General features: G+C 72.0%; 24 protein-coding genes. 14 read left to right on the forward strand and 10 right to left on the reverse strand.

The window, feature by feature from the left end; genetic code table 11:
* Positions 1-198 precede the first annotated feature (198 nt).
* From IO24_RS0125360 to IO24_RS0125370, 3 genes are all read right to left on the reverse strand, one after another.
* Positions 199-867: a phosphatase PAP2 family protein gene (locus IO24_RS0125360; protein ID WP_031139211.1), complete on the reverse strand. Its 669-nt coding sequence runs from the start codon at positions 865-867 to the stop codon at positions 199-201.
* Positions 868-982: 115 nt separating this feature from the next.
* Positions 983-1,918 carry a M56 family metallopeptidase gene (locus IO24_RS0125365; RefSeq protein WP_031139213.1) on the reverse strand — a complete coding sequence of 312 codons (936 nt, stop codon included), beginning with the start codon at positions 1,916-1,918 and terminating at the stop codon, positions 983-985.
* Positions 1,919-2,017: 99 nt separating this feature from the next.
* Positions 2,018-2,566, reverse strand: a complete 549-nt coding sequence (locus IO24_RS0125370) for a DUF5134 domain-containing protein (RefSeq protein ID WP_031139215.1) — start codon at positions 2,564-2,566, stop codon at positions 2,018-2,020.
* 149 nt (positions 2,567-2,715) lie between these two features.
* On the opposite strand from IO24_RS0125370, the gene IO24_RS0125375 reads away from it, so the two are divergent.
* Positions 2,716-4,380 (forward strand): FUSC family protein, encoded by a 1,665-nt coding sequence (locus tag IO24_RS0125375; RefSeq protein ID WP_031139217.1) that lies wholly within the window; start codon positions 2,716-2,718, stop codon positions 4,378-4,380.
* 389 nt (positions 4,381-4,769) lie between these two features.
* Complete coding sequence (locus IO24_RS0125380; protein WP_078899382.1) at positions 4,770-5,336, forward strand: MarR family winged helix-turn-helix transcriptional regulator; 567 nt, start codon at positions 4,770-4,772, stop codon at positions 5,334-5,336.
* A gap of 89 nt (positions 5,337-5,425) precedes the next feature.
* On the opposite strand, the gene IO24_RS0125385 is transcribed toward IO24_RS0125380, so the two are convergent.
* Positions 5,426-6,187, reverse strand: a complete 762-nt coding sequence (locus tag IO24_RS0125385) for a VOC family protein (protein ID WP_031139221.1) — start codon at positions 6,185-6,187, stop codon at positions 5,426-5,428.
* Between the two features lie 373 nt (positions 6,188-6,560).
* Complete coding sequence (locus IO24_RS0125395) at positions 6,561-6,953, reverse strand: VOC family protein (protein ID WP_031139223.1); 393 nt, start codon at positions 6,951-6,953, stop codon at positions 6,561-6,563.
* 71 nt (positions 6,954-7,024) lie between these two features.
* Here IO24_RS0125395 and IO24_RS0125400 point away from each other — a divergent pair, with 71 nt between their 5' ends.
* Positions 7,025-7,564: a GNAT family N-acetyltransferase gene (locus IO24_RS0125400; protein ID WP_031139225.1), complete on the forward strand. Its 540-nt coding sequence runs from the start codon at positions 7,025-7,027 to the stop codon at positions 7,562-7,564.
* Positions 7,565-7,567: 3 nt separating this feature from the next.
* Here IO24_RS0125400 and IO24_RS0125405 read toward each other — a convergent pair whose 3' ends face one another.
* Positions 7,568-8,251, reverse strand: coding sequence for a glycerophosphodiester phosphodiesterase (locus tag IO24_RS0125405; protein ID WP_031139226.1), 684 nt, complete (start codon positions 8,249-8,251; stop codon positions 7,568-7,570).
* 249 nt (positions 8,252-8,500) lie between these two features.
* On the opposite strand from IO24_RS0125405, the gene IO24_RS0125410 reads away from it, so the two are divergent.
* The 5 genes from IO24_RS0125410 (at position 8,501) to IO24_RS0125430 (ending at position 13,142) form a co-directional block, all read left to right on the forward strand.
* On the forward strand, positions 8,501-9,898 hold the full coding sequence (locus IO24_RS0125410) for a DUF6421 family protein (RefSeq protein ID WP_031139228.1): 1,398 nt from the start codon (positions 8,501-8,503) through the stop codon (positions 9,896-9,898).
* A 41-nt stretch (positions 9,899-9,939) separates the two neighbouring features.
* Positions 9,940-10,686: an SDR family oxidoreductase gene (locus IO24_RS0125415; RefSeq protein WP_031139230.1), complete on the forward strand. Its 747-nt coding sequence runs from the start codon at positions 9,940-9,942 to the stop codon at positions 10,684-10,686.
* A complete protein-coding gene (locus IO24_RS0125420) occupies positions 10,683-11,753 on the forward strand; it encodes a threonine aldolase family protein (protein ID WP_031139232.1) in 1,071 nt (356 codons plus the stop codon). The genes IO24_RS0125415 and IO24_RS0125420 overlap by 4 nt, the downstream gene beginning before the upstream one ends.
* A 102-nt stretch (positions 11,754-11,855) precedes the next feature.
* Positions 11,856-12,428, forward strand: a complete 573-nt coding sequence (locus IO24_RS0125425; protein WP_031139233.1) for a transglutaminase domain-containing protein — start codon at positions 11,856-11,858, stop codon at positions 12,426-12,428.
* Positions 12,429-12,440: 12 nt separating this feature from the next.
* Positions 12,441-13,142, forward strand: coding sequence for a B3/B4 domain-containing protein (locus IO24_RS0125430; RefSeq protein WP_031139235.1), 702 nt, complete (start codon positions 12,441-12,443; stop codon positions 13,140-13,142).
* A gap of 18 nt (positions 13,143-13,160) precedes the next feature.
* Here the strand turns inward: IO24_RS0125430 and IO24_RS0125435 are convergent, their stop codons facing one another.
* Both IO24_RS0125435 and IO24_RS0125440 read right to left on the reverse strand, forming a co-directional pair.
* Positions 13,161-13,889, reverse strand: a complete 729-nt coding sequence (locus IO24_RS0125435; RefSeq protein WP_031139237.1) for a lysophospholipid acyltransferase family protein — start codon at positions 13,887-13,889, stop codon at positions 13,161-13,163.
* Positions 13,890-14,076: 187 nt separating this feature from the next.
* Positions 14,077-14,493, reverse strand: coding sequence for a DUF4395 domain-containing protein (locus tag IO24_RS0125440; RefSeq protein ID WP_031139239.1), 417 nt, complete (start codon positions 14,491-14,493; stop codon positions 14,077-14,079).
* 78 nt (positions 14,494-14,571) lie between these two features.
* Here IO24_RS0125440 and IO24_RS0125445 point away from each other — a divergent pair, with 78 nt between their 5' ends.
* The 4 genes from IO24_RS0125445 to IO24_RS0125460 all read left to right on the forward strand — a co-directional run bounded on the left by IO24_RS0125445 (position 14,572) and on the right by IO24_RS0125460 (position 17,588).
* Entirely contained in the window at positions 14,572-14,985 is a 414-nt protein-coding gene (locus IO24_RS0125445) for a thioredoxin family protein (RefSeq protein WP_078899385.1), read from the forward strand.
* 83 nt (positions 14,986-15,068) lie between these two features.
* Positions 15,069-15,560: a flavin reductase family protein gene (locus IO24_RS0125450; protein WP_107063018.1), complete on the forward strand. Its 492-nt coding sequence runs from the start codon at positions 15,069-15,071 to the stop codon at positions 15,558-15,560.
* Positions 15,561-15,779: 219 nt separating this feature from the next.
* Positions 15,780-16,568, forward strand: coding sequence for an electron transfer flavoprotein subunit beta/FixA family protein (locus IO24_RS0125455; RefSeq protein WP_031139245.1), 789 nt, complete (start codon positions 15,780-15,782; stop codon positions 16,566-16,568).
* A gap of 57 nt (positions 16,569-16,625) precedes the next feature.
* The gene (locus tag IO24_RS0125460) at positions 16,626-17,588 is read left to right on the forward strand and encodes an electron transfer flavoprotein subunit alpha/FixB family protein (RefSeq protein WP_031139247.1); all 963 of its coding nucleotides are present in this window, start codon (positions 16,626-16,628) and stop codon (positions 17,586-17,588) included.
* A gap of 56 nt (positions 17,589-17,644) precedes the next feature.
* Here the strand turns inward: IO24_RS0125460 and IO24_RS0125465 are convergent, their stop codons facing one another.
* Positions 17,645-18,550, reverse strand: coding sequence for an endonuclease/exonuclease/phosphatase family protein (locus IO24_RS0125465; protein ID WP_031139249.1), 906 nt, complete (start codon positions 18,548-18,550; stop codon positions 17,645-17,647).
* A 193-nt stretch (positions 18,551-18,743) separates the two neighbouring features.
* Here IO24_RS0125465 and IO24_RS0125470 point away from each other — a divergent pair, with 193 nt between their 5' ends.
* Complete coding sequence (locus IO24_RS0125470) at positions 18,744-20,045, forward strand: DUF6986 family protein (protein ID WP_031139252.1); 1,302 nt, start codon at positions 18,744-18,746, stop codon at positions 20,043-20,045.
* A gap of 156 nt (positions 20,046-20,201) precedes the next feature.
* A complete protein-coding gene (locus IO24_RS0125475; protein WP_031139254.1) occupies positions 20,202-22,295 on the forward strand; it encodes a serine/threonine-protein kinase in 2,094 nt (697 codons plus the stop codon).
* Here IO24_RS0125475 and IO24_RS0125480 read toward each other — a convergent pair.
* Positions 22,241-23,056 (reverse strand): hypothetical protein, encoded by an 816-nt coding sequence (locus tag IO24_RS0125480; RefSeq protein WP_031139256.1) that lies wholly within the window; start codon positions 23,054-23,056, stop codon positions 22,241-22,243. The genes IO24_RS0125475 and IO24_RS0125480 overlap by 55 nt on opposite strands.
* Positions 23,057-23,058: the final 2 nt, after the last annotated feature.

Raw genomic sequence — 23,058 nt, forward strand, 5'->3', positions numbered from 1 at the left:
GCTCGTAGGTGTGACGACCGTTCGGATGCGGCCGTCACCCCTATGACGAATGCCGACGGGAGAAGGTAACAGCGCCGGCCGGCATGAGCGGATACCGGACGCATGCCGTGTGTCTCGGCCGAGACACGGCGAAGCCCGGCGAAATCCCGCCGTGCCGTGCCGAGCAGGGAGATCACCGGGCTTGCGGTGCCCGTGAGTTCAGGGCTGCCAGCGCCGGTGCGCCCACACCGCCAGGGCCACCACCGTCGTGCCCATCAGCCAGCCGCCCACCACGTCCGACGGCCAGTGGACGCCGAGCCAGATCCGGGTCAGCCCGACCCCTGCCACGGAGACGACGGCCACGGCCAGGGCCGTACGCCACACGGCCCGGCTGACGCCGTGCCCGTGCAGGAGCCACAGCAGCAGGCCGCACACCACCGTGGCGGTCATGGCGTGGCCCGACGGGAACGCCGAGTAGTGGGCCGAGTCGACCGGGTCGGGCCACACGGGGCGGGGGCGGTCCACCGCGGCCTTGACGCCCTGCTGCAGCAGTGTGCCCAGTGTCACGGCCAGCGCCAGCCACAGCGCCGTCCAGCGCGCCGCGAACCGCACCACCAGCGTCACGACGACGGCCGCGCACAGCACACGCATCGTCCACGGATCCCACACCCAGTCGGTCAGGATGCGGCAGACCTGGGTGACTCCGCTCTCGTCGACCGCCCATCGGTGGGTGGTGGCGGCGATGTCCCCGTCCGCGGTGATCAACGGGTGCCATCTCGTTGCGACGAGGGTCAGCAGCAGAACCGAGCACAGGGCCAGAACACCGGCGAGACCAGCGGTGGTGCGGTGCTCCGGACGGGGCGGGGAGTCGACGGACGAGGTGTGCATACTGCGATCCTCGCCGAAGCGGGGGGTCCGGATCCAGTACGGGGGGCGCTCTTCCGTCACCGGGGGACATGTCGCCCGGCCGGGCCGTGTCCACCGAAGCGTGCCGGACGGCCGGCTACCCCAGGGCCCGCAGCCCCGGTACGAACGCCACCAGCACCGGCACCACCGGCACCAGCGCGGCCGCCGCCGTCAGCCGCAGGCGCCGTGACGGGGACAGCCGGTCCGGGGGAGTGAGCAACCGGTGCACCCGCGCCGGGACATGGGCGTGCGGCGTCGGACAGGGGCCGAACACGCCCCGGTGCTCGTTCAGTTCGACCAGGGCCAGGGCCGTGGTCAGACGGCCGAAGCGGCGCGATGCGGTGTCGTCGGCGGCGAGTTCGACCAGCCGGTGCATCTCGTCGCGGAACGCCGCGAACACCGGGACCTGCGGAAAGCCGCCGGCCAGGGCCGAGGAGCAGTTCAGCAGCCAGTCGTGCCGGGCCCGGGCGTGGCCCTGCTCGTGGGCGAGCACGGCGTCCAGCTGCCGGCCCTTCAGCCGGCGCAACGCGGCTGTGGTCACGACCAGTTGCGGGGGAGTGCCGGGCTGCCACCAGGCGTCGGGCTGCTCGCTCTCCAGGACGACGAGCCGGCCCGAGACGGCCACCTCGCCCGGCAGCAGCGGGGCACGGACCAGCAGATCGGCGCGCCGCCGCAGGCGCCGGGCGCGGGCCCGGCCGATCTCGCGGACCAGCATGGCCCCGCTCCACAGCCCGCCGCAGGCCAGCGCGACCGCGGTGGTCGCCGCCCAGGGACCCGCCGTGCCCAGGGCGTAGGCCTCGACGACCCCGGTCGGCGCCGTCGCGAAGACATGCCCCCCGACCGCGTGCCAGGCCGCCGCCGCACTGAGCGTCATCGACAGTGCGCAGCACACGAGCACGGCCGCCACCACGCACTGCCACACCCACAACGCCACCACCGGCTCCCGGTCCGGCCAGTCCGCCCGGGCGAGCAGCCGGGGGGCGGCCACGGCGGTCAGGGCGCCGAGCAGCAACAGCGCGGCGGTGAGCATCATGAGGGCAGCCTATGAGCGCGGCCACGCTCAGGGGTACGACTTGTGCCGTCAAAGTGACGCAGGCAACGGATCCGTTGGGTGTGCCGGGCCGGTCCCCCCTCAAAGCGTCAGCAGCATCGCCACCATCGCGATCCCCATGGACAGCCGGCAGGCCCGCGCCAGCTCCGGCCGGTCACCCCACCCGGCGGGGCCGCCGCCTCCGGCCACGGCGGCGACCGGCACCAGGCGGACGCCGGTCAGCAGCACATACCCGGCGAAGTAGAGCAGCAGCGCCCCGGTCAGGAGCGGAACTCCCGAACCGCCCCGGCCGTGCGCGTGTGCGGGGGAGCCGGCCATGACGACGGACATGTAGACCATCGCCGCGGCCCCCACCAGGTGGTGGAGATGGTGCGCGCCGGCCCGCGCCGCCCACAGCGCGTGCACGCCCGCCGCCCCGAACACCGCCGCGTAGACGGGCCAGGCCCACGAGGGCGGCGTGAACACCGCAGCCGGCACGGCCATCGCGGCCATCCCGAAACCCATCAGCGCCTCGCCGCCCGCCGCACTGCGCTGCTCCTCGGCGCCGCTGCGCATCCGCGCCAGACAGTAGGCGCCGGTCACCGCGCAGAGCGCCACCAGCAGCCAGCCGGACGAAGCCGGTCCGTGCACGCGCACCTCCCCGTTCGACGGTCGGTCATTCGATGCCCAAGCCACGCGGCGTGCACGCGAGCGCAAGGGTGTACACGGGGAGCATTCAACGGAGCACACCAGGTGAGAGGATGTATTTCACAAGTAAAACACCTGTTAATCTTGCTTGTATGAGCAGTGCCACCCCCATCCCCGCGACCGCACCCGCCCGGCGTCTTCCCCTGGCGGGGGTGCTGCGGCTCGGCAGGCCCTCGGAGATCTGGTTCAAACCCGCGCTCAGCGTGGTCGCGGCGATCGCTCCGCCCGCACTCACCCTGGTGGCGCTCGGGCGGCTCGATCTCGTGATGTACGCGATGGCCGGGTCCCTGTGCGCGCTCTACACCCACAACCGTCCGTACGCCGCCCGGGCCGGGGTCCTGGCGTGGGTGGTGCTGGGCATGCTCGGCGGGCTCGCCGTGGCCCTGGTCGCGGCCTCGCTCACCGGCAGCGCCGTCCTCCTGGTCACCGTCGGGGCGCTGCTGGCCGCCGCGCAGAAGGTCCTGTGCGACGCCACCCGGGTCGGGCCGCCGGGCAACGTCGTCCTCACCTTCGTCAGCTCCGCCTCCCTGTTCGCGCCCCAGACCCTCGCCCAGGTGCCCGGTCATCTGGCCCTGGCCGCCGCGACGGGTGCCTGGGCCTGGCTGGTCTGCATGGCGCCCGCGCTCGTCCGGCCGCACGGACCGGAGCGCCGCGCCACCGCCGCCGCACTGAAGGCCACCGCCGTGTACGCCGACACCGGCGGTACGGGCGAGGGTCACGCCCGGGCCCGAGCCGCGGGCTACGCCGCTGTGCAGGCCGCCTGGCAGTCGCTGCTGTCCACCAGCGCTCCTTCCCGGACCCGGCGGGCCCTCGAACGGCTCGTCGTCCGAGCCGAAGTCGCCCTCGCGGCGCCGACCGAGGCGGACGCGGACCGACTGCGCGCATGGGCCGGCTCGCTGCGCGGAACCGGGCCCGTCCCGGAGGCCGGACTGCCTGCCGCGGCCGCCGGCGAACTGTTCGGTGTGGACGCGGCCCGGCCCCTCTGGGCGCGGCTGGGCCCGCTGACCCCGCTCGCGGTGCGGACCGCCCTCGGCTGCGCGCTGGCCGGGTACGCCTCTCTCGCCCTCGGGGTCGGCCGCCCCTACTGGGCGCTGGTCACCGCCGCCTCCCTCTACCAGGCGAACATCGCGCTGACCTGGAGCCGGGCCGTCCAGCGGGTGGTGGGCAACGTCGTCGGCGTGCTCGTCTTCCTTGCCGTCGTGCCACTCGCACACCAGGGGCCGGTGGCGCTCGTGCTGTGCTGCCTCGCGTTCAGCTTCGGTGCTGAGGTACTGATCAGCCGGAACTACTGGCTCGGCAGCGTCTGCGTGACGCCCATGGCCCTGCTCATCACGGAGTTCGCCGGACACCAGCAACCCGGGAAGCTGATGACGGAGCGGGTCGTGGACACCGCCGTCGGTGCGCTGGTCGGGTTCGTCGCCGCCGTGGCCGTCACCAACCGGCGTGCGGGCGACCGCGTCGAACGCGCGCTGACCGCCGCCGACCGGGCCCGCGAACACGCCGCCCGCCTCCTGGCCGAGCCGGACCCCGGGACCGCGGCCCTGGAATCCGCCCGCCGCGGCCTCGCCGTCGCCCTGGCCGACCTGCGCGCCACGGCCGACGCCGCCGCCGGTGAATGGTGGCAGCGGGCGCTGCCCCAGGAGCGGGTCGTGCCGGCCGAACAGTCCGGACACCGTACGCTCGCCGCGACGGCCCGACGCCAGGGCCTGCTCCCGGACCGGGACCCGGCCACCGAAACGGAGGACGCACGGCCATGACGCCGACCGAAGGACCATCGCCCACGGGGAACGACGGGGGCGAGGCCCCGCAGCCGGGGGCCGAGGCGGATCCGGCGGCGCAGGGACGGTCGGCCGACGAGATGGCCAGGGCCGGAGGAGATCCCGCCAGTGCCGCTCAGGCGGCCGGAGGCGACCCGGCTGGCGAGCGGGCGGCCGGGGCGCCGCGGCCGGCCACAGGGGGATCGGCTGAAGAGGTCCGCGCGTCTGGAGAGGGGCACACCGGCAGCGCCCAGGCAGCCGGGAGCGATCCTGCAGAGGGACGGGCGTCCGTCGACGGAGCAACGGCCGGAGGGGATCCTGCTCCCGACCCGGCGGCGGCAGTCGACTCGGGTGACAGTCCCGCCGTCGGTGCCGGACCGGCTCCCGACGTGGTGGCTGGAGCCGACTCGGGTGACAATCCGCCCGTCGGTGCCGAACCTGCCGATGGTCGTCGCGGGGACACCGTCGCTGCTGTCGTTCGGCAGTGGCGGGCCGTGCATCCCGGCCTCGATACCGGGCCGATGGAGGTCATCGGGCGGATCAACCGCTGTGCCGCTCTGCTCCAGCAGGCCGAGGACGCTCCGTTGCGCCGGGCGGGGCTCACCCGGCCCGAGTTCGATCTGCTCGGTGCGTTGCGTCGTACCGGGCACGAGCTGACGCCCGGGGAGCTGGCCCGGGAGACGTTCTCCTCGGGTGCCGCCGTCACCAAACGCCTCAAGCAGCTGACCGAGCGCGGCCTGGTCGAACGACGCGGCGACAGCCGTGACCGCAGGGTCGTCCACCTCCGTCTCACCGACGCCGGACGTGACCTCGTCGACGGTGTCCTGCCCGTCCAGCTCGCGTACGAGACCGCCGTGCTGTCCGGCCTCGACGGCCCCGAGCAGGGCGAACTCGCGGCGCTGCTCGGGGAGTTGCTCAGCCAGCTGGAAGGGCGGCTCGGCGTGCTGCGGGCCTGACCGGCCACCGGTCGGAGCACCTCGTGCACCCCGCACAGACCGGTCCCTTCAGCGCGAGCCGGGACCCGCCCCGGCGTCACACCGTCGTCTCAGGTCTCGTCGCCTGCCCGGTACACACCGAACACCGCCCCCTGCGGGTCCCGCAGCACCGCGATGCGCGGCCCGTCGGGCACGGACGTCGGCACCATCAGGACCGTGCCGTGCCGCTGGACGACGGCGGTCGTGTCGTCCACGTCGGCCACGGCGAAGTACGGCAGCCAGTGCGCCGGCACCTCGGGCGGGAACTTGTCGTCCATCGTCACCATGCCGCCGAAGTCCGCGCCGCCGATGCCCCACTGGGTGTAGCGGTCCGAGGGGGCGACCGTCCACCCGAACACCCGCGGGTAGAAGGACATGGCCCCTTCCGGATCCCGGGTCATCAGCTCCACCCAGCCCAGCGAACCGGGCGCGTTGAACAGCCCGGCGCCCGGGAAGGTTCCCGCCTGCCACAGCTGGAACACGGCACCGCCCGGATCGGCGGCCACCGCGAACCGGCCCACGTCGAACACGTCCATCGGGCCGAGCAGCAGCGTCCCGCCCGCCTCGGTCACCGCGCGGGCGGTGTCATCCGCGTCGGTCACCGCGAACGACACGTTCCAGGCGACGGGCTGCGACGGCTGGTACAGCGGGGCGAGCGCGGCCACGGCCGCGTCCCCGAGGTGCGCGACGGTGTAGCCGCCGGCCTCCTGACGCGCGTCCGTCTCGGGACGCCAGCCGAACAGCCGCGTGTAGAACCGCCGGGCCGCGTCCAGGTCGCTGGTGCCCAGCTCGGTCCAGCAGGGGCCGCCGGTCACCGGTGCGTCGAGCTTCATGACGTTCCTTCCACGCGCGGCGGGGACAGGCCCCCGGGGCCCCCTCCAGCACGCTAAGCCGCCCCCCGGGCTCCCTGCCATCCGGGGAAACCCACTGGTGTGCCCCAGCGGCCCTGGCCCGCCCGGAGCGCCACGCCCGCGCCGCGGGCCTCGCCGACATCGGCAACCTGCGCATCGACCCGGCGCAGCACGGCAGCGGCCTGGAGCACTGGCTGCTCGCCCGGGCCGCCGACTGGCTCCGGCTGTGCGGCGTGGACCGGCTCGTCGCGTACGAATCGGCCGCCGACAGCGCCATGATCGCCCTCCTGAACGGGGCGGGCTTTCGCGAACTCACCCGCACCGAGCGGGGCCGGGTGCACCGCCCCGGCCGGCCTCAGATGCCCGGCCGGTAGCGCATCGGGTGGTCGGCCGGCACCTCCACCAGCACGATCGGCGTCCCGTCCGGATCCGCGATCCACATCTCGACCAGCCCCCAGGGTTCCCTCACCGGCGGACGCACGATCTCCACGCCCTTCGCCCGCAGTTCCTCCTGCGCCGCCGCCACGTCGTCGACCTGCAGCCACAGACGTACGGCGGGCGCCGGGGGCGTCTCGGACCGGCCCGAGACCTCGAGGAAGCCGCCGCCCGCGAAGAAGACCGTGCCGCGCTCCGCTCCCGTCCCGAACTCGCGGTAGACGGCGAGGCCGAGCTGCTCGCCGTAGAAGGCACGGGACCGCTCGGGGTCGCTGGGGCGGAGCAGGATCCGGCTGCTGAGTACATGCACCATGCAGTGGAGCCTAGTGGCGGCGTTACGCTCGTCCCTGCCCGAGCCGCGCCCTACAACGGAGACGTACGCCCATGGAGACCGCCGCCACCGCACTGACCTTCCGGGACGCCACCGACGCCGACGTGGACGAGCTGGTCGCGCTGATCGAGTCGGCGTACCGGGGCGACGACAGCCGGGCCGGGTGGACCACCGAGGCGGACATCCTCGAAGGGCAGCGGACCGACCCGGAGGGTGTGCTGGAGGTCATCAAGGCGCCCGCCAGCCGGCTCCTGACGGTGGAGCGGGACGGCAGGATCGTCGCCTGCTGCCAGCTGGAGCACCAGGGCGAGAACGCCTACTTCGGGATGTTCGCCGTCAGCCCCCGGCTCCAGGGCTCGGGGCTCGGCAAGGTGATCATCGCGGAGGCGGAGCGGCAGGCCCGCGAGACCTGGGGCGCCGAGCAGATGCAGATGACCGTGATCTCCGTACGCGACGACCTCATCGCCTGGTACGAGCGGCGCGGCTACCGCCGTACGGGACGGATGACCCCGTTCCCGTACGGCGACGAGCGCTTCGGCGTTCCGCAGCGCGACGACCTGAGGTTCGAACTGCTGGTGAAGGAGCTCGTGTAGTCACTAGGCCGTGAAACGGCCCGTGCGCTTGATGTCCGGGTGGTCGGTGGTCGCGCCGTCGAGGCCGAAGGCCCTGACGAGTCGCAGCTGGTCCTGCGTGTTCACCACCCAGCCGATGATCTTCAGGTCGGCCTTGCGGGCCCGCTCCACGATCTCCAGCGTGAGCCGGCGGATGTTCAGGCAGACGGTCTCGGCACCGGCCGCGACGGCGCGGTCCACGATGTCGGTGCCGTAGCGGCTGGCGATCAGCGCGGTGCGCACGCCCGGCACCAGAGGCTTGATCTCGGCGATCGCCTCGTCGTGGAACGAGGACACCTCCACGCGGCCTGCCAGCCCTCGCCGGTTCATCACCTCGGCCAGGGCCCGCGCCGCCTGCACGTCCTTGATCTCCGCCTGGAGAGGCGACTGGACGGCCTCCAGCACCTCCTCGAAGACCGGGACCCGCTCGCCCCGGCCCGCGTCCAGGGCCCGCAGCTCGGAGAGGGTCTTCTCGGCGATCGGGCCGGTGCCGTCGGTCGTGCGGTCCACATCCGTGTCGTGCATGACGACGAGCGCGCCGTCCTTGCTCAGATGCAGATCGAGTTCGATGGCGTCGAGGCCCGCCTCCTGGGCGGCGACGAAGGACCGGAGGGTGTTCTCGGGCTCCACACCCATGACTCCGCGGTGACCGATGGTGAGGAAGTTCAAGACGCGACTCTCTTCCGTCGACAGGCGGCAGTGGTGGCCTGGCGGCCCCCCTGACCGTATCGCCTGGGCCCGCCCTGTGCAGAGAGTGAGGGCATGGTCGCCGCGCATCCGGGCAGAAGCGTGACCGACAGGAAAAAGTGCGGTGAAGGGCAGGGTGAGGCAGGATAATTTCCCGGGTTCACCCTTGCTGGGAGGAACCTCGTGTGTATACGGTCTGCATACGTGAGATTCTCCCGTGGAAGGTGGGACATGACGGAAATTCTTGTGCAGGTGGGTTCGGAGGAAGGTCTTCCTCCCGTGGCCAGGGTGGTGGAGCACCCGGCATGGCCCGTGCTCAAGGATGCCGTGGAGCGGATCCGGCCATGGCAGTCCAAGGACGGGTCGATCGACTTCGACGCCGAGGGCGCGCCCGACCCGGCCGACGCCGAGCTCGCGGTCCGCCAGGTCGCCGACGCCGTCCTGGAGCTCTCCCCGCTGCTCCCGCACGACGGCGCCTATCACGAGGCCCTGGTCAAGGACCTGACCCGGTGGGCCGACAGCGGCTTCCAGGTGCCCGACTTCCTCGACTCGCTGCTGGCCTTCCAGCCCGCCGCGAGCCGCGCGGACGGCCTCCAGCACCTCGTCGTCTTCCCGATGTACACGCAGAACGGCAACCCGGACCGCAACCTCGAGGCGGTCGTGCTGCGCATGGTCTGGCCGGACTGGCTGGCCGAGCTGGAGCGCACCCGCTACGACAACCCGCTGTTCTGCGGCATCAAGTTCGAGGACTTCACGTCCGGCTACGACACCAACTCGGCCGTCCTGTTCCCCGAGACCATCGCCGTGCGCGAGGCCCCGGAGCGGTTCACCTGGGGCGGCATCTTCTGCGACCGCGAGGCCGCCCGCTTCCGCCGGGTGACCGACGCCGCCGTCGACATCCTGGGTCTGGAGCTGCCCGAGGACGTCGCCGCGATGGTCCACGACCAGAAGCGCTGCGAGGAGGCGTTCGTCCTGTGGGACATGGTCCACGACCGCACCCACAGCCACGGCGACCTGCCGTTCGACCCGTTCATGATCAAGCAGCGCCAGCCGTTCTGGATGTACGGCCTGGAGGAGCTGCGCTGCGACCTCACCGCCTTCAAGGAGGCGGTGAAGCTGGCCGGGGAGGGCGTCCAGCAGGCCCGTGACGTGCAGGTCGCGGTCCTCTTCGACCGCATGTTCCGCTTCCCGGTCACCGGCGAGCGGGTCCGCAACTACGACGGCCTCGGCGGTCAGCTTCTCTTCGCCTACCTGCACAAGCACGACGTCGTCCGCTGGACCGACAACAAGCTCACCATCGACTGGGAGCGCGCCCCGCAGGTCACCAACCAGCTGTGCGCCGAGATCGAGGACCTGTACCGCGACGGCATCGACCGCCCGAAGCTCGTCCACTGGTTCGCCGGATACGAGCTGGTCTCCACCTACCTCTCCCCGCACCCGGGCTCGAAGTGGGCCAAGGGCCCCGAGGCGCTGGACACGACGCAGCCGCCGCGCAAACTCGTCGATGACGTGCTTCCGGACGAGTTTCCGCTGAGCATGTTCTATGAGGCACTTTCCAAGAAGCTGAAGAACGTGATCGCCTCCACCAAGGGCATCACGGCGGACAGCGCCGAGCGGATCGCCGCATGAGCGATCGGCAGACCGGGAACACTGCTCAGGAGGCGAAGATCATGGGGAACGGGGCGCTCAGCGGTGCGGTGATCGCGGTGGCCGGAGCGGGCGGACCCGCCGGCCGGGCCGCGCTGCTCAGGCTGGCCGAGGCGGGTGCGACCGTCATCGGCTCGGACAACGATCCGGAACGGCTGGCGGAGGCGGTCGACGCGGCGAGCTACGCGACCGGTGGCGCCACCGTCACCGGTGACACCGTCGATCTGCTGGACCTCGGGGCCACCCGCGACTGGGCCACCCGCATCGAGAAGGACTTCGGCCACGTCGACGGCCTGGTCCACCTCGTCGGCGGCTGGCGCGGCAGCGAGACCTTCACCCGGACCAGTCTCGACGACTGGGACTTCCTGGAGATGCTGCTCGTGCGCACCGTGCAGCACACCTCCCTCGCCTTCCACGAGGCGCTGCAGCGCAGCGACCGCGGCCGGTACGTGCTGATCAGCGCCGCGGGCGCCAGCAAACCCACCGCGGGCAACGCCGCGTACGCGGCCGGCAAGGCGGCGGCCGAGGCGTGGACGCTGGCCATGGCGGACTACTTCCGCAAGGCCGGGGGCGCCGAGGGGCCGACGTCGGCGGCCGCGATCCTGGTGGTGAAGGCGCTGGTCCACGACGCGATGCGCGCCGATCGGCCCAACGCAAAGTTCGCGGGCTTCACCGACGTCAAGGACCTGGCAGAGGCCATCACCAAGGTCTGGGAGAAGCCCGCCGCCGAAGTGAACGGAAACCGTCTGTGGCTCACCGAGAAGCCGTGAACCCGCCGAAGACCGACGCCCGCCGTCATCACGACCCCGAAGTCCGCGGTTTCGCCAGTGACAACTACGCGGGGGCCCACCCGGAGGTCCTCGCCGCCCTGGCCCTGGCCAACGGCGGGCATCAGGTCGCGTACGGCGAGGACGCGTACACCGAGAACCTCCAGCGGGTGATCCGCAGCCATTTCGGGCCCACGGCCGAGGCGTTCCCGGTCTTCAACGGCACCGGCGCGAACGTCGTCGCGCTCCAGGCGGTCACCGACCGCTGGGGCGCGGTGATCTGCGCCGAGAGCGCCCACATCAACGTCGACGAGTGCGGGGCCCCGGAGCGGGTCGGCGGCCTGAAGCTGCTGACCGTTCCGGCGCCCGACGGCAAGCTCACGCCGGAGCTGATCGACCGGCAGGCGTACGGCTGGGACGACGAGCACCGGGCGATGCCGCAGGTGGTCTCCATCGCCCAGGCCACCGAACTGGGCACGGTCTACACGCCGGAGGAGATACGGGCCCTGTGCGAGCACGCCCACGCGCACGGCATGAAGGTGCACCTGGACGGCTCCCGGCTGGCCAACGCCGCCGCCACCCTGAACGTCCCGATGCGGACGCTCACCAACGCCGCCGGCGTCGACATCCTCTCCCTGGGCGGCACGAAGAACGGCGCGCTGTTCGGCGAGGCCGTCGTGGTCCTCAACCAGGACGCCGTCAGCCACATGAAGCACCTGCGCAAGCTGTCCATGCAGCTCGCCTCCAAGATGCGTTTCGTGTCGGTGCAGCTGGAGGCCCTGCTCGCCCGGGACCTGTGGCTGCGCAACGCCGGTCACGCCAACGAGATGGCCCAGCGCCTCGCCGAGGGCGTGCGGGCCGTGCACGGCGTGGAGATCCTCTACCCGGTGCAGGCCAACGCGGTCTTCGCCCGCCTGCCCCATGACGTGAGCGAGCGCCTCCAGAAGCGGTTCCGCTTCTACTTCTGGGACGAGGCCGCGGGCGACGTCCGCTGGATGTGCGCCTTCGACACGACCGAGGACGACGTGGATGCCTTCCTGGCGGCGCTGAAGGAGGAGATGGCCCGCTAGGGCCGCCCTCGCCGCCGACAATCCTCCACATGTCTGCATAGGTATGCGGTAGAGCGTAAAAGGATTGACCCGGTGCTGGGTCCCTCCCTACGCTCTGCCCGCATGCAGCTGATCCAGGAAACCCTCGACCTCTCGGCTTATCTTGCCGCCGACGAGGCCATAGACCACCATCACCCGCTCGTGCGCGAAACGGCGGCGAAGCTCGCCGACGGAGTGGACGACTCGTATGCATATGCACGAGCGGCCTTCACGTTCGTGCGTGACACCATTCCGCACTCGCAGGACTCCGGCGATCTCCGCGTCACCTGGCGTGCCTCCGACGTCCTGGAGCAGCGTACCGGCGTCTGCTACGCCAAGGCCCACGCCCTGGCCGCCCTGCTCCGCGCCGAGGACATCCCCACCGCGCTGTGCTATCAGAAGCTCGGGGTGGTGCACGGGCTGGTCGCCGTGCGGTTCAACGGGGCGTGGCACCGGCAGGACCCCCGGGGCAACAAGCCCGGTGTCGATGCGCAGTTCTCCCTCGATGGTGAGCGGCTCGCCTTCCTGCCCGATCCCGCGTCCAATGAACTGGACTACCCAGTCTTGTATGCTGCACCGCATCCGGTCGTGCTGGATGCCCTCACAGCAGCTCGCGACCGGCCGCACCTCTGGCAGACGCTCCCCACCGCACTCTGAGGCAAGGCGACCATGACGCTCACGCTGACCGTGTCCGACGACGTACGCGCTCTCGCGCCCGGTTTCACGCACAGCGCGATCGAGGCGCACGGCCTGGTCAACGGGCCGAGCAGTGACGCCAGTTCGGCGCTGCTGGACGACGCGGCGCGCCGGCTCGCCGTACGACTGGACGGCCGGGCCCCGCACGAGGACCCGCACATGGCCGCGTGGCGCGAGACCTACACGGCGTTCGGCTCGAAGCCGTCCCGCACCCGCAACTCCGCGGAGGCGCTGGCCAAACGGGCCCTGTCGGAGGCCGGGCTGCCCCGCATCAATCTGCTCGTCGACCTCTACAACGCCGTCTCCGTCGCCCATCTGATCCCCGTCGGCGGCGAGGACATCGACCGCGTCGAGGGCGGCATGCGCCTGATCCGCGCCACGGGGGAGGAGGACTTCGCGACCGTCGTCGGCGGCGAGGAGAGCGTCGAGCACCCCGACGCGGGCGAAGTGGTGTGGCGCGACGACGCGGGCGTGACCTGCCGCCGCTGGAACTGGCGCCAGGGACCGCGCACCCGGCTCACCGAGCAGACGACGTCGGGCATCTTCCTGCTGGAGAGCCTGGCCCCCATGCCGGTCGCCGAGGTGGCGGCGGCCGCTGCGGAACTCGCCGAGCTGCTGGCGAAGTTCAGCCCGGGAGCGGACATCGCCGTCCGCGCTCCGGAGTCCTCCGCCTGAGCGCCGCCCGGGCGGGCGTCAGTGCGTCTCGGCCGCCCGCACCTGCTCCGGCGTCGGGGCCGTGCCGCCGAGGTGGGCCGGCATCCACCAGGTGTCGTCCGGGCCCTTGGGGCGGACGGGGTAGGCGCGCTGCGCTGCCTCGAGGAGCTCCTGGACGCGCTCGCGCAGCTGCCGCGTGATGGCGCCCGCGTACTTGTCACGGGAGGCCTCGATCGCCTCGCCCACCCGGATCGTGATGGGGATGTGGCTGCGCTTGAAGTTGCGCGGGTGGCCCTTGGTCCACAGCCGCTGCGTGCCCCACACCGCCATCGGGATCAGCGGGACACCGGCTTCCTGGGCCATGCGCGCGGCGCCCGACTTGAAGCTCTTCAGCGTGAACGACTGCGAGATCGTCGCCTCCGGGAAGACCCCGATGATCTCGCCCGACCGCAGCGAGTCCAGGGCGTGCGCGTAGGCCGCCTCGCCCTGCTTGCGGTCCACGGGGATGTGTTTCATCCCGCGCATCAGCGGGCCGGAGATCTTGTGCCGGAAGACGGACTCCTTCGCCATGAAACGCACGAGACGTTTTTGCGGCAGCGCCGCCAGGCCGTCGAAGACGAAGTCCAGGTAGCTGATGTGATTGCTCACCAGTACGGCGCCGCCCGAGCGCGGGATGTTCTCCGAACCCTGACAGTCGATCTTGAGATCCCACACCTTGAACAGCGTGCGGGCGAAACCGACGACGGGACGGTAGACGAGCTCTGCCATGGGCGGGTCGGACCCTCCTGCTCTGCCTGGGAAGGGATTCCCAGTGGAGAAGTTACGCAGCCGTAGGTTTACGGCTTGTCGCAGATCGTGCCCGAAGAACGGCCGGGTAGCCAGTCCTCGTGCCCGTCGGCGGCGAGATTCTCGTCACGTCACTCGCCGCTTCCCACCTCGTGCTTTTGCGCCCCCATTACTCCGCGCGGACCGTCACCCGCCGCACGAGCAGGTACAACTCGCAGCCCAGGCAGTACCCGAACGCCGCATTCAGGAAGGCGGCGGCGAGCGCGGCGCCGGTCGCCGCGAGCCCCAGCCAGCCGGGCCCCACGGCGTAGCCCACGAGCCCGAGTCCGGCGAAAAACAGACCCACCACCTGGGCGAAACGCGGCGGTTCGGGCGCCTCGAACTCTGTCGGCGGCCCGAGCCGCGGCCGGACGGCCCTGGCGAACAGCAGGCCGTACGGGGACCGGCCCACCCCGCCCGCCGCGCCCAGCAGGAACGCGAGCGTCTGCCAGGCCAGCAGCCAGACGCTCCCCGTGACCAGCACGACCGCCAGGACGGCGGCCGTGACGGCCGCGCCGAAACGCGGCCCTCTCGCATCGATGTCCATAGGAACCAAGCATTCCGTAACGCGGCACCGTATCGAGGGCGGGAATCTTTGCGGTCTCGTGAACGCTTGCAGCAGATGATGACCGGACTTCTGGTGTGCGTGGTGGTGCTCGCGGCGGCGAGCGCCTACGGAGTGCTGCAACGGCGGCGGAGCGGGAGAGTACGAGTGCGCGGGCGGGACGACGGCAAGCGGCTCGATGCGGCGGAACTGGGCGCGGAACTCGGCCGGCGGGCCACGCTCGTGCAGTTCTCCAGCGCGTTCTGCGCGCCCTGCCGGGCGACCCGGCGGGTCCTCGGCGAGGTCGCCGGCCTGGTGCCGGGCGTGACCCACGTCGAGGTCGACGCCGAGGCCCACTTGGACCTCGTACGGCGGCTGGACATCCTCAAGACCCCGACCGTGCTGGTCCTGGACGCCGAGGGCCGCGTGGTGCGGCGTGCCACGGGGCAGCCGCGCAAGGCCGACGTGATCGCCGCGCTCGGGGAGGCGGTGTGACGGGTGGGGCGCCGCCAGTGAGCCATCTCCCACATCACGGAACGAGCTTGACTGCGCGTACCGGTTATCGTCAGCCTGACCCCATGCCTGCGGATCTTCTCGCCACGCCCGACCTCCTGCGCTCGGTCTTCCGGCGGCACGCGGCGGGAGTCGCCGTCATCACCGCTGGCGGCGAGGCGGGTCCGGTGGGATTCACCGCCACGTCCCTGACGTCCGTCTCCGCCGAGCCGCCCCTGCTGTCCTTCGGGGTCGGCACGGGCTCCTCCAGTTGGCCCGCGATCGCGGCGGCGGACCACGTCGGCGTCCACATCCTCGGTGAGCACCAGCAGGAGCTGGCCGCCACCTTCGCCCGCAGCGGCGCCGACCGCTTCGGTCCGCCCACCGCCTGGCGGGAGGGACCCGAGGGCGTTCCCGTGCTCGACGGCGTGCTCGCCTGGCTGGTGGGCCGGGTCGTCGCGCGCGTGCCCGCCGGTGACCACCGGATCGTGCTCGCCGAGGTCGTGCACGGCGACCCCACCGGCACCGGCCGTCCGCTCCTCTACCACCAGGGACGATTCCAGCGTCTGCGCGACTGAGCCGGGCGCCCCCCGGGCTGCGTGACCGTCGAGTTCCGGTTACGCTGCGTTGCGAAGGTCACAGTTCAAAGCGCTTGCTTAGCGGGAACGAACTGGGTGTACTGACGAGTAATATTTCGCTCGGGGCGTGGGTCGCCCCGACCGGGATCGGACGCTAGAGGCGCCTATGCTGCCTGCAAGTAGGCAGCATGGAAATGACGATGCAGTAGGAGAGCCGGCGTGAGCTTGAGGATCGTTGTCACTGTGAAGTACGTGCCCGACGCCACCGGCGACCGGCACTTCGCCGATGACCTGACCGTCGACCGGGACGACGTGGACGGTCTGCTCTCCGAGCTCGACGAGTACGCGGTCGAGCAGGCGCTGCAGATCTCCGAGAACTCCGACGACGACGTGGAGATCACCGTTCTGACGGTGGGCCCCGAGGATGCCAAGGACGCCCTGCGCAAGGCGCTGTCCATGGGCGCCGACAAGGCGATCCACGTCGAGGACGACGACATCCACGGCACCGACGCCATCGGCACCTCCCTGGTCCTGGCCAAGGCGATCGAGAAGGCCGGCTACGACCTGGTCATCTCGGGCATGGCCTCCACCGACGGCACCATGGGCGTCGTGCCGGCGCTGCTGGCCGAGCGTCTGGGTGTCCCGCAGGTCACCCTGCTGTCCGAGGTCTCCGTCGAGGACGGCACGGTCAAGGGCCGCCGCGACGGTGACGCCGCCTCGGAGAACCTGGAGGCTTCCCTCCCGGCGGTCGTGTCCGTGACCGACCAGTCGGGCGAGGCCCGTTACCCGTCCTTCAAGGGCATCATGGCGGCCAAGAAGAAGCCGGTTCAGTCCTGGGACCTGTCCGACCTCGACATCGAGGCCGAGGAGGTCGGCCTGGAGGGCGCCTACACCACGGTCGACGGCGCCGCCGAGCGCCCGGCCCGCACCGCGGGCACGATCGTCAAGGACGAGGGCGAGGGCGGCAAGCAGCTCGCTGAGTTCCTCGCGGGCCAGAAGTTCATCTAGGCCCGACGCAGTCGCGATCCGTCCCTCATCTTTCGCAAGCAGGAGAGAAGAAGTCCCATGGCTGAAGTTCTCGTCTACGTCGACCACGTGGACGGCGCCGTCCGCAAGCCCACCCTGGAGCTGCTGACCCTGGCCCGCCGCGTCGGCGAGCCGGTCGCCGTCGCGCTGGGCAACGGTGCCGGTGACACCGCCGCCGCGCTCGCCGAGCACGGCGCGGTGAAGGTCCTCACGCACGAGGCCTCCGAGTACGCCGACTATCTGGTGGTACCGAAGGTCGACGCCCTCCAGGCCGCGGTCGAGGCCGTGTCCCCGGCCGCCGTGCTGGTGCCGTCCTCCGCCGAGGGCAAGGAGATCGCCGCCCGTCTGGCGCTGCGTCTGGGCTCGGGCATCATCACCGACGCCGTCGACCTCGAGGCCGGCGACTCCGGTCCCGTGGCCACCCAGTCGGTGTTCGCCGCGTCCTTCACCACCAAGTCCCGTGTCTCCAAGGGAACCCCGGTCATCACGGTCAAGCCCAACAGCGCCGCCGTCGAGGCCGCCCCGGCCGCCGGCGCGGTCGAGGCCCTGTCGGTGTCCTTCTCCGCGCAGGCCACCGGCACCAAGGTCACCGGCCGTACGCCGCGTGAGTCGACGGGCCGTCCGGAGCTGACCGAGGCCGCGATCGTGGTCTCCGGTGGCCGTGGCGTCAACGGCGCGGAGAACTTCGCACTCATCGAGGCGCTCGCCGACTCCCTCGGTGCGGCCGTCGGTGCCTCGCGTGCCGCGGTGGACGCCGGCTGGTACCCGCACACCAACCAGGTCGGCCAGACCGGCAAGTCCGTCTCGCCGCAGCTGTACATCGCCAACGGCATCTCCGGCGCGATCCAGCACCGCGCCGGTATGCAGACCTCGAAGACGATCGTGGCGGTCAACAAGGACGCCGAGGCCCCGATCTTCGACCTCGTCGACTACGGCGTCGTCGGCGACCTCTTCGACGTCGTCCCGGCCCTGACCGAGGAGATCAAGACCCGCAAGGGCTGATCGACCCGGCTGAGGAAGGCCCCCGTGACCGCGCGAACGGTCACGGGGGCCTCTTCTCATCCCAGGGTCATCGAGGCCTGCACCGGCAGATGGTCGCTCGGATACGTCCCGTCCATGCTGAAGGTGTTCATCCCGGCCCAGTGCGTGGTCACCCCGGGTGTGGTGAGGATCCAGTCGATGCGCCGCCCGCCGGGCCTGAGCGCCCGGTAGCCGTGGTGCGTCCCGTACACCGGACCCCGTGAGGCCGCCGTGTCCCAGGCGTCCACCAGTCCGATGTCCAGCATGAGGTCGTACACCCGGTTGTCGTGGGCGGCCGCGTTGAAGTCGCCGGTGACGATGACCGGTGACGACCGGTCCCACCCGGCGATCGTCTCGCCGATGAGCCCCGCCGAGCGTTCCCGGGCGTACTGGCTGACGCTGTCCAAGTGGGTGTTGAGGACGTAGAACTCCCGTCCCCCGTCGGCGAGATCGGCGAAACGGACCCAGGTCACCATGCGCAGCCAGTCCGCGTCCCAGGTGTTCGAGGCGATCGTGTACGGAGTGTCGGACAACCAGAAGTGATCGAACTCGATCGGGTCGAGTCTGCGCGTGTCGTAGAAGATCGCCATGAACTCGTCCTTGCTGCCGCCCCCGCGGCCGGTGCCGATCCAGTCGTAGTGCCCGCCGAGATCTTTCTCGATCGCGCGCACTTGCCGGTAGAGCCCTTCCTGGGTGCCGATGAGGTGCGGTAGCTCGCGGCGCAGCAGTTCCCGCATCACCGGTCGGCGCACGTCCCAGCGCGGTGTCCTGTCGACGACCGTCCCGAAGCGGACGTTGAACGTCATGACGTTCAGGGCGCCCGGGTGCTCGCCGGCGGAAGCAGGCTGTGTGGGGCCCGCGGTGGTGAGCAGCGGCCCTGTGATGGCGGCGGCCGCCGCTGCCTTGAGCCCGTGGCGGCGCGTCACTCCGACCTCGTTCGACACGTGGTCTCCCTCCCCTTGCACGTCAGGATGAAGCTTGCCTTCTGAATACGGAAGAAGAGGGTGGGTCTGCGGCGACCGGAGGTGAAGGATGGGGAACCCCACTTCACGACAGTGTTGACCAGGTCGAAGGTCGGCCGATAACTTCGCTCTACGGATTGTTGATTCCGTAAAGCGGAAAAAGGAGGGTCTCGGAATGGGTCAGGGCCAGCAGGAGCAGGTGGCGACGAGCCTCGCGGGCGCCGTCAGCGAGGAGATCAGCGCCTCCCTCGCGCCGGTCGACGCGGAGCTGGAGCGCCGCTACCCCGGGGACCCCGGCACCCGCCAGCCCGTCCACACCGTCTACGTACCCGGCGACGTCTTCGACGCCGACACCGTCCGTTCCTGGGGCGACCGGGCGCTGGCCGCCCTCGACGAACACGCCCCGGACGCCGCGTCCTTCGCCGCCGTCCTCGGACTCTCCGAGGAACTCGCCGAGCCCGTCCACGCGCGCGTGCGCGCCAAGCTGGAACGCGAGCCGATCGAGGACCTGCGCGTCGACTTCGAGGACGGCTACGGCAACCGCCCCGACGCCGAGGAGGACGAGGCCGCCGCCCGCGCCGCCCGGATCGTCGCCGAGGCCTACGAGGACGGCACCGCCGCTCCGTACACGGGCATCCGCATGAAGTGCATGGAGGCGCCCGTACGCGCCCGGGGCATCCGCACCCTCGACATCTTCCTGACCGGCCTGATGGAGTCCGGCGGCCTGCCCGACGGTCTGGTAATCACCCTGCCGAAGGTGACGTACGCCGAGCAGGTCACCGCCATGGCGCGACTCCTGGACGCCTTCGAGAAGGCGCACGGTCTCGAGCCCGGCCGGATCGGCTTCGAGATCCAGATCGAGACCAGCCAGTCCATCCTCGCCGCCGACGGCACCGCCACCGTCGCCCGCATGATCCAGGCCGCCGAGGGCCGCGCCACCGGCCTGCACTACGGCACCTTCGACTACAGCGCCTGCCTCGGCGTCTCCGCGGCGCACCAGGCCAGTGACCACCCCGCCGCGGACCACGCCAAGGCCGTCATGCAGGTCGCGGCGGCCGGCACCGGCGTGCGCGTCTCGGACGGCTCGACGAACGTCCTGCCGGTCGGCCCGACCGCGAAGGTCCACGACGCCTGGCGCCTGCACTACGGCCTCACCCGCCGCGCCCTGGCCCGCGCCTACTACCAGGGCTGGGACATGCACCCCGGCCACATCCCCACCCGCTACGCGGCCGTCTTCGCCTTCTACCGCGAGGGCTTCGAGCAGGCCGCCGCCCGCCTGTCCCGCTACGCCAACCGCACCGGCGGCGACGTCATGGACGAGCCCGCAACCGCCAAGGCCCTCAGCGGCTACCTGCTGCGCGGCCTGGACTGCGGCGCCCTGGACATCGGGGAGGTCGCCCGCCTGGCCGGCCTGACCCGGGCGGACCTGGAGAGCTTCGCGACACCCCGGCGCGGGGATCTGACGGCCTCCGCCTGACGGCGTCCCCGCGACGGACCGGCCGGCACGTACCGGCCCTGTCACAGCCGTCGCCGGCGGCTGTCGCCGTCACCGCCGCCCCGTAGTCTTTACGCCACGCGCCGACGGTGTGGGTCGTCGGCGCATCCGCGGTGGGGTCACAGGAACGGGGCAGCGGTGTCAACGGGGGAGTACGGGCAGGCGGACGGGGCCGGACGGCTGCTGGCGGACCGCTATCGCGTCACGGCGGCGCTGGGGCGCGGCGGCATGGGCGTCGTCTGGAAGGCCGTCGACGAGGTCCTCGGCCGTGAGGTCGCGGTCAAGGAACTGCGCACCTACACCGACGCGGCCGGTCCCGAACTGGCCGACCTGCAACTGCGGATGCGGCGCGAGGCGCGTGCGGCTGCCCGGGTGCGCCACCCCGGCGTCATCGCCGTGCACGACATCGCCCAGGTCGACGGGCGCCCGATCATCGTCATGGAACTGGTCGACGGGCCGTCCCTGGACGACGTCCTGCGCGAGCGCGGCACGCTGGACGCGGGAGAGGCCGCCGGGATCGGCGCGAAGGTCATGGACGCGCTGGCCGCCGCCCACCGCGCGGGCGTCCTGCACCGGGACGTGAAGCCGGGCAACATCCTGCTCGACCGTTCGGGCCGGGTCGTCCTCACCGACTTCGGCATCGCCACGATGGACGATCCCGGGGACGGTTCGGCCACGCATCTCACGCGCAGCGGCGAACTCGTGGGCTCCCTCGACTACCTCGCCCCCGAGCGCGCCCAGGGCGCCGACCCGGGCCCCGCCTCCGACATCTGGGCCCTGGGCGCCACGCTCTACGCGGCCGTCGAGGGCGCCTCGCCCTTCCGCCGCACGTCCACGTTCTCCACGCTCACCGCGATCGTCACCGAGCCGCTGCCGGAGCCCCGCCGCGCCGGCGCTCTCGCGCCCGTCCTCCAGCGACTGCTGGACAAGCGCCCCGAGTCCCGCCCGGAGGCCGACCAAGCCCGCGAACTGCTCCAGGCCGTCGCGGACGGCGGCACGGACGCGCCGACCTCTCCCTTGCGGGGCCCCGCGCTCTCGCCCCCGCGCGCGGAGACGGAGTGCAGCCTCCCGTCGGTACCGCCGGGATTCGGGCCCCCGCAGCAGGACACCGGCGGACCTCAAGAGGGCACGCGCACACCGGACTTCGGCACGGCGGCGGCGTTCGGAGCCGCAGGGGTGGCGGGGACCGCGGGCGACGGCGGCCCGGGGCACTCCGGCCCCGGCCACCCCACGCCGCAAGGCTCCGGTGTGCGGGGCCCGGCAGCCGGCCAGGCCCCACCGTCGGGCCCCGCCGCGCAGGGGTCGGGCCCCGGGCACTCTGCGAACGCAGGCGCCGGGCAAGCGGGCCCTGGGAACCCCGGGCATGCGGGCCCCGGAAACCCGGCGCATGCGGGCCCCGGCCATCCCGCGCATGCAGGCCCCGGCCCGCAGGATCCAGGGGCCGGCCCCCAGGGCTTCGGCCCGGCCGGCCCCGGCAGCGCCAACCCCGGGGCCTCCGCTGCCACCGCCCCGGCGAACGCCGACCGCGCCGCGCCCCGCCGCAAGGCTCGCGTCCTGCTCGCCGCCGCGGCCGTCACCGTCGTGCTCGCCGCCGCCGGTACCACGATCGCCCTGCTCGGCGACTCCGGCGGCGAGGAGACGGGCACGCGGACCGACGCCGCCCGTGCGGACGCCGGGTCCTCCGAGGCCGGTTCCGCGGACGACGGCTCGAACGCCCCGCGAGCCACGCAACAGGGCGACGACAAGGGCAAGGCCCCGTCCGAGAAGCCCCGCGACCCGAAGGACCCCGAGCCCACCGGCAGGGCGACCGGCTCGGCCCCTGCCAAGTCCACGGGTGGCGGCACCTCCGGCACCACCGGCGACACCGGCGGAGGGACATCGGACGGCGGCACCTCCGGCGCCGGTTCCGCAGGCGGCGCCACGACGGGCGGCGGCTCGACCACGCCGGCCCCGGTCTGCCACGCCATCGGCGGCGGCAAGTACAACTGCCAGGTCTGGAAGACCGCCGACTCCCACACCGCCTCCGGCACCAAGGTCGGCATCCTCAACGCGGGCACCAACTACTTCTACTGCCAGCAGAACCTGGGCCGCCGGGAAACGTCCGGGGAGTGGACCAACGTCTGGTGGGCGAAGACCGACGACGACAGCGGCAACACGAACGTCTGGGTCAGCGACGTCTACATCAAGGGCGGTGACAACGACGCGCCGGTCCCCGGGCTCCCGCTCTGCTGAGCCCGTGCCGAGGCGGCCACGTACCGCTCGAGACCGGAGGCCGTCACCAGCTTCTCCTCGATGAACAGCCGCGTGCCCCGCTCGCACAGCCGCCGGTCGCCGCGTGCCCGCGCACAGAACTCCTCGGGCACGACACCGAACAGCTCCCGCAAGCGCGGCAGTCCGGTCAGGAGCTCGGTCAGCAGCTCCCGCTCGCCCGGGTGCGTGCGCAAAGTGCCCGTGCCGTCATGGAGGACGCCGTGCCGGTTGACGTAGGCGTACGCCCCGGGCAGCCGGGTGCCGTCCGCGAGGTCGATCCGGACATCGGGCGACGGCAGCCATGCCCGGTCGAAATTGCCGCCCGGCACCGGTGCGCCCTCGCTCGCGTCGATCACCGCGAGCTGCTCGTCGTCGAGCCACAGCACGAACAGCTCCCGAACGGTGTCCGGGGCGCCGACCGGTGAGGCCGACACGTACCCCATGCGGCTCACATGCGCGGAGACGCCGGCGTCGACACCCGTCACCCGGGCCTTCACCATCGGCAGCGGCGACCTGATCCCGAACTCCGCCATCTTGTGCCGCAACTGCCCCGGGCAGCCGTTGGAGCCGATGGCGATGACCGGGGTGCGGTCCTCGTACACCAGCTGCTCCAGCGGCAGGAAGCGGTTCCCGTCGAGGAGTCCGGAATCCGCGGGCCACACGCCCGGATACAGCAGGGGGCGCTCGCGTGGCGCCTCGGCCAGGCCCAGTGCTCGCAGCGTGCGATCGGTGGTGTCGTCCATCG

Source organism: Streptomyces flavovariabilis (assembly GCF_000725785.1).
In the GTDB taxonomy this organism is placed as follows: Bacteria; Actinomycetota; Actinomycetes; order Streptomycetales; family Streptomycetaceae; genus Streptomyces; species Streptomyces hawaiiensis.

What these genes read in the sequence shown, in the direction of transcription:
- IO24_RS0125435 (WP_031139237.1), bottom strand. Translation starts at nt 13,889, where the DNA reads ATGGCAGAGCTCGTCTACCGTCCCGTCGTCGGTTTCGCCCGCACGCTG.
- IO24_RS0125360 (WP_031139211.1), bottom strand. Translation starts at nt 867, where the DNA reads ATGCACACCTCGTCCGTCGACTCCCCGCCCCGTCCGGAGCACCGCACC.
- IO24_RS0125375 (WP_031139217.1), top strand. Translation starts at nt 2,716, where the DNA reads ATGAGCAGTGCCACCCCCATCCCCGCGACCGCACCCGCCCGGCGTCTT.
- IO24_RS0125480 (WP_031139256.1), bottom strand. Translation starts at nt 23,056, where the DNA reads ATGGACGACACCACCGATCGCACGCTGCGAGCACTGGGCCTGGCCGAG.
- IO24_RS0125385 (WP_031139221.1), bottom strand. Translation starts at nt 6,187, where the DNA reads ATGAAGCTCGACGCACCGGTGACCGGCGGCCCCTGCTGGACCGAGCTG.
- IO24_RS0125440 (WP_031139239.1), bottom strand. Translation starts at nt 14,493, where the DNA reads ATGGACATCGATGCGAGAGGGCCGCGTTTCGGCGCGGCCGTCACGGCC.
- IO24_RS0125450 (WP_107063018.1), top strand. Translation starts at nt 15,069, where the DNA reads ATGCCTGCGGATCTTCTCGCCACGCCCGACCTCCTGCGCTCGGTCTTC.
- IO24_RS0125400 (WP_031139225.1), top strand. Translation starts at nt 7,025, where the DNA reads ATGGAGACCGCCGCCACCGCACTGACCTTCCGGGACGCCACCGACGCC.
- IO24_RS0125470 (WP_031139252.1), top strand. Translation starts at nt 18,744, where the DNA reads ATGGGTCAGGGCCAGCAGGAGCAGGTGGCGACGAGCCTCGCGGGCGCC.
- IO24_RS0125445 (WP_078899385.1), top strand. Translation starts at nt 14,572, where the DNA reads ATGACCGGACTTCTGGTGTGCGTGGTGGTGCTCGCGGCGGCGAGCGCC.
- IO24_RS0125415 (WP_031139230.1), top strand. Translation starts at nt 9,940, where the DNA reads ATGGGGAACGGGGCGCTCAGCGGTGCGGTGATCGCGGTGGCCGGAGCG.
- IO24_RS0125430 (WP_031139235.1), top strand. Translation starts at nt 12,441, where the DNA reads ATGACGCTCACGCTGACCGTGTCCGACGACGTACGCGCTCTCGCGCCC.
- IO24_RS0125395 (WP_031139223.1), bottom strand. Translation starts at nt 6,953, where the DNA reads ATGGTGCATGTACTCAGCAGCCGGATCCTGCTCCGCCCCAGCGACCCC.
- IO24_RS0125460 (WP_031139247.1), top strand. Translation starts at nt 16,626, where the DNA reads ATGGCTGAAGTTCTCGTCTACGTCGACCACGTGGACGGCGCCGTCCGC.
- IO24_RS0125365 (WP_031139213.1), bottom strand. Translation starts at nt 1,918, where the DNA reads ATGATGCTCACCGCCGCGCTGTTGCTGCTCGGCGCCCTGACCGCCGTG.
- IO24_RS0125410 (WP_031139228.1), top strand. Translation starts at nt 8,501, where the DNA reads ATGACGGAAATTCTTGTGCAGGTGGGTTCGGAGGAAGGTCTTCCTCCC.
- IO24_RS0125425 (WP_031139233.1), top strand. Translation starts at nt 11,856, where the DNA reads ATGCAGCTGATCCAGGAAACCCTCGACCTCTCGGCTTATCTTGCCGCC.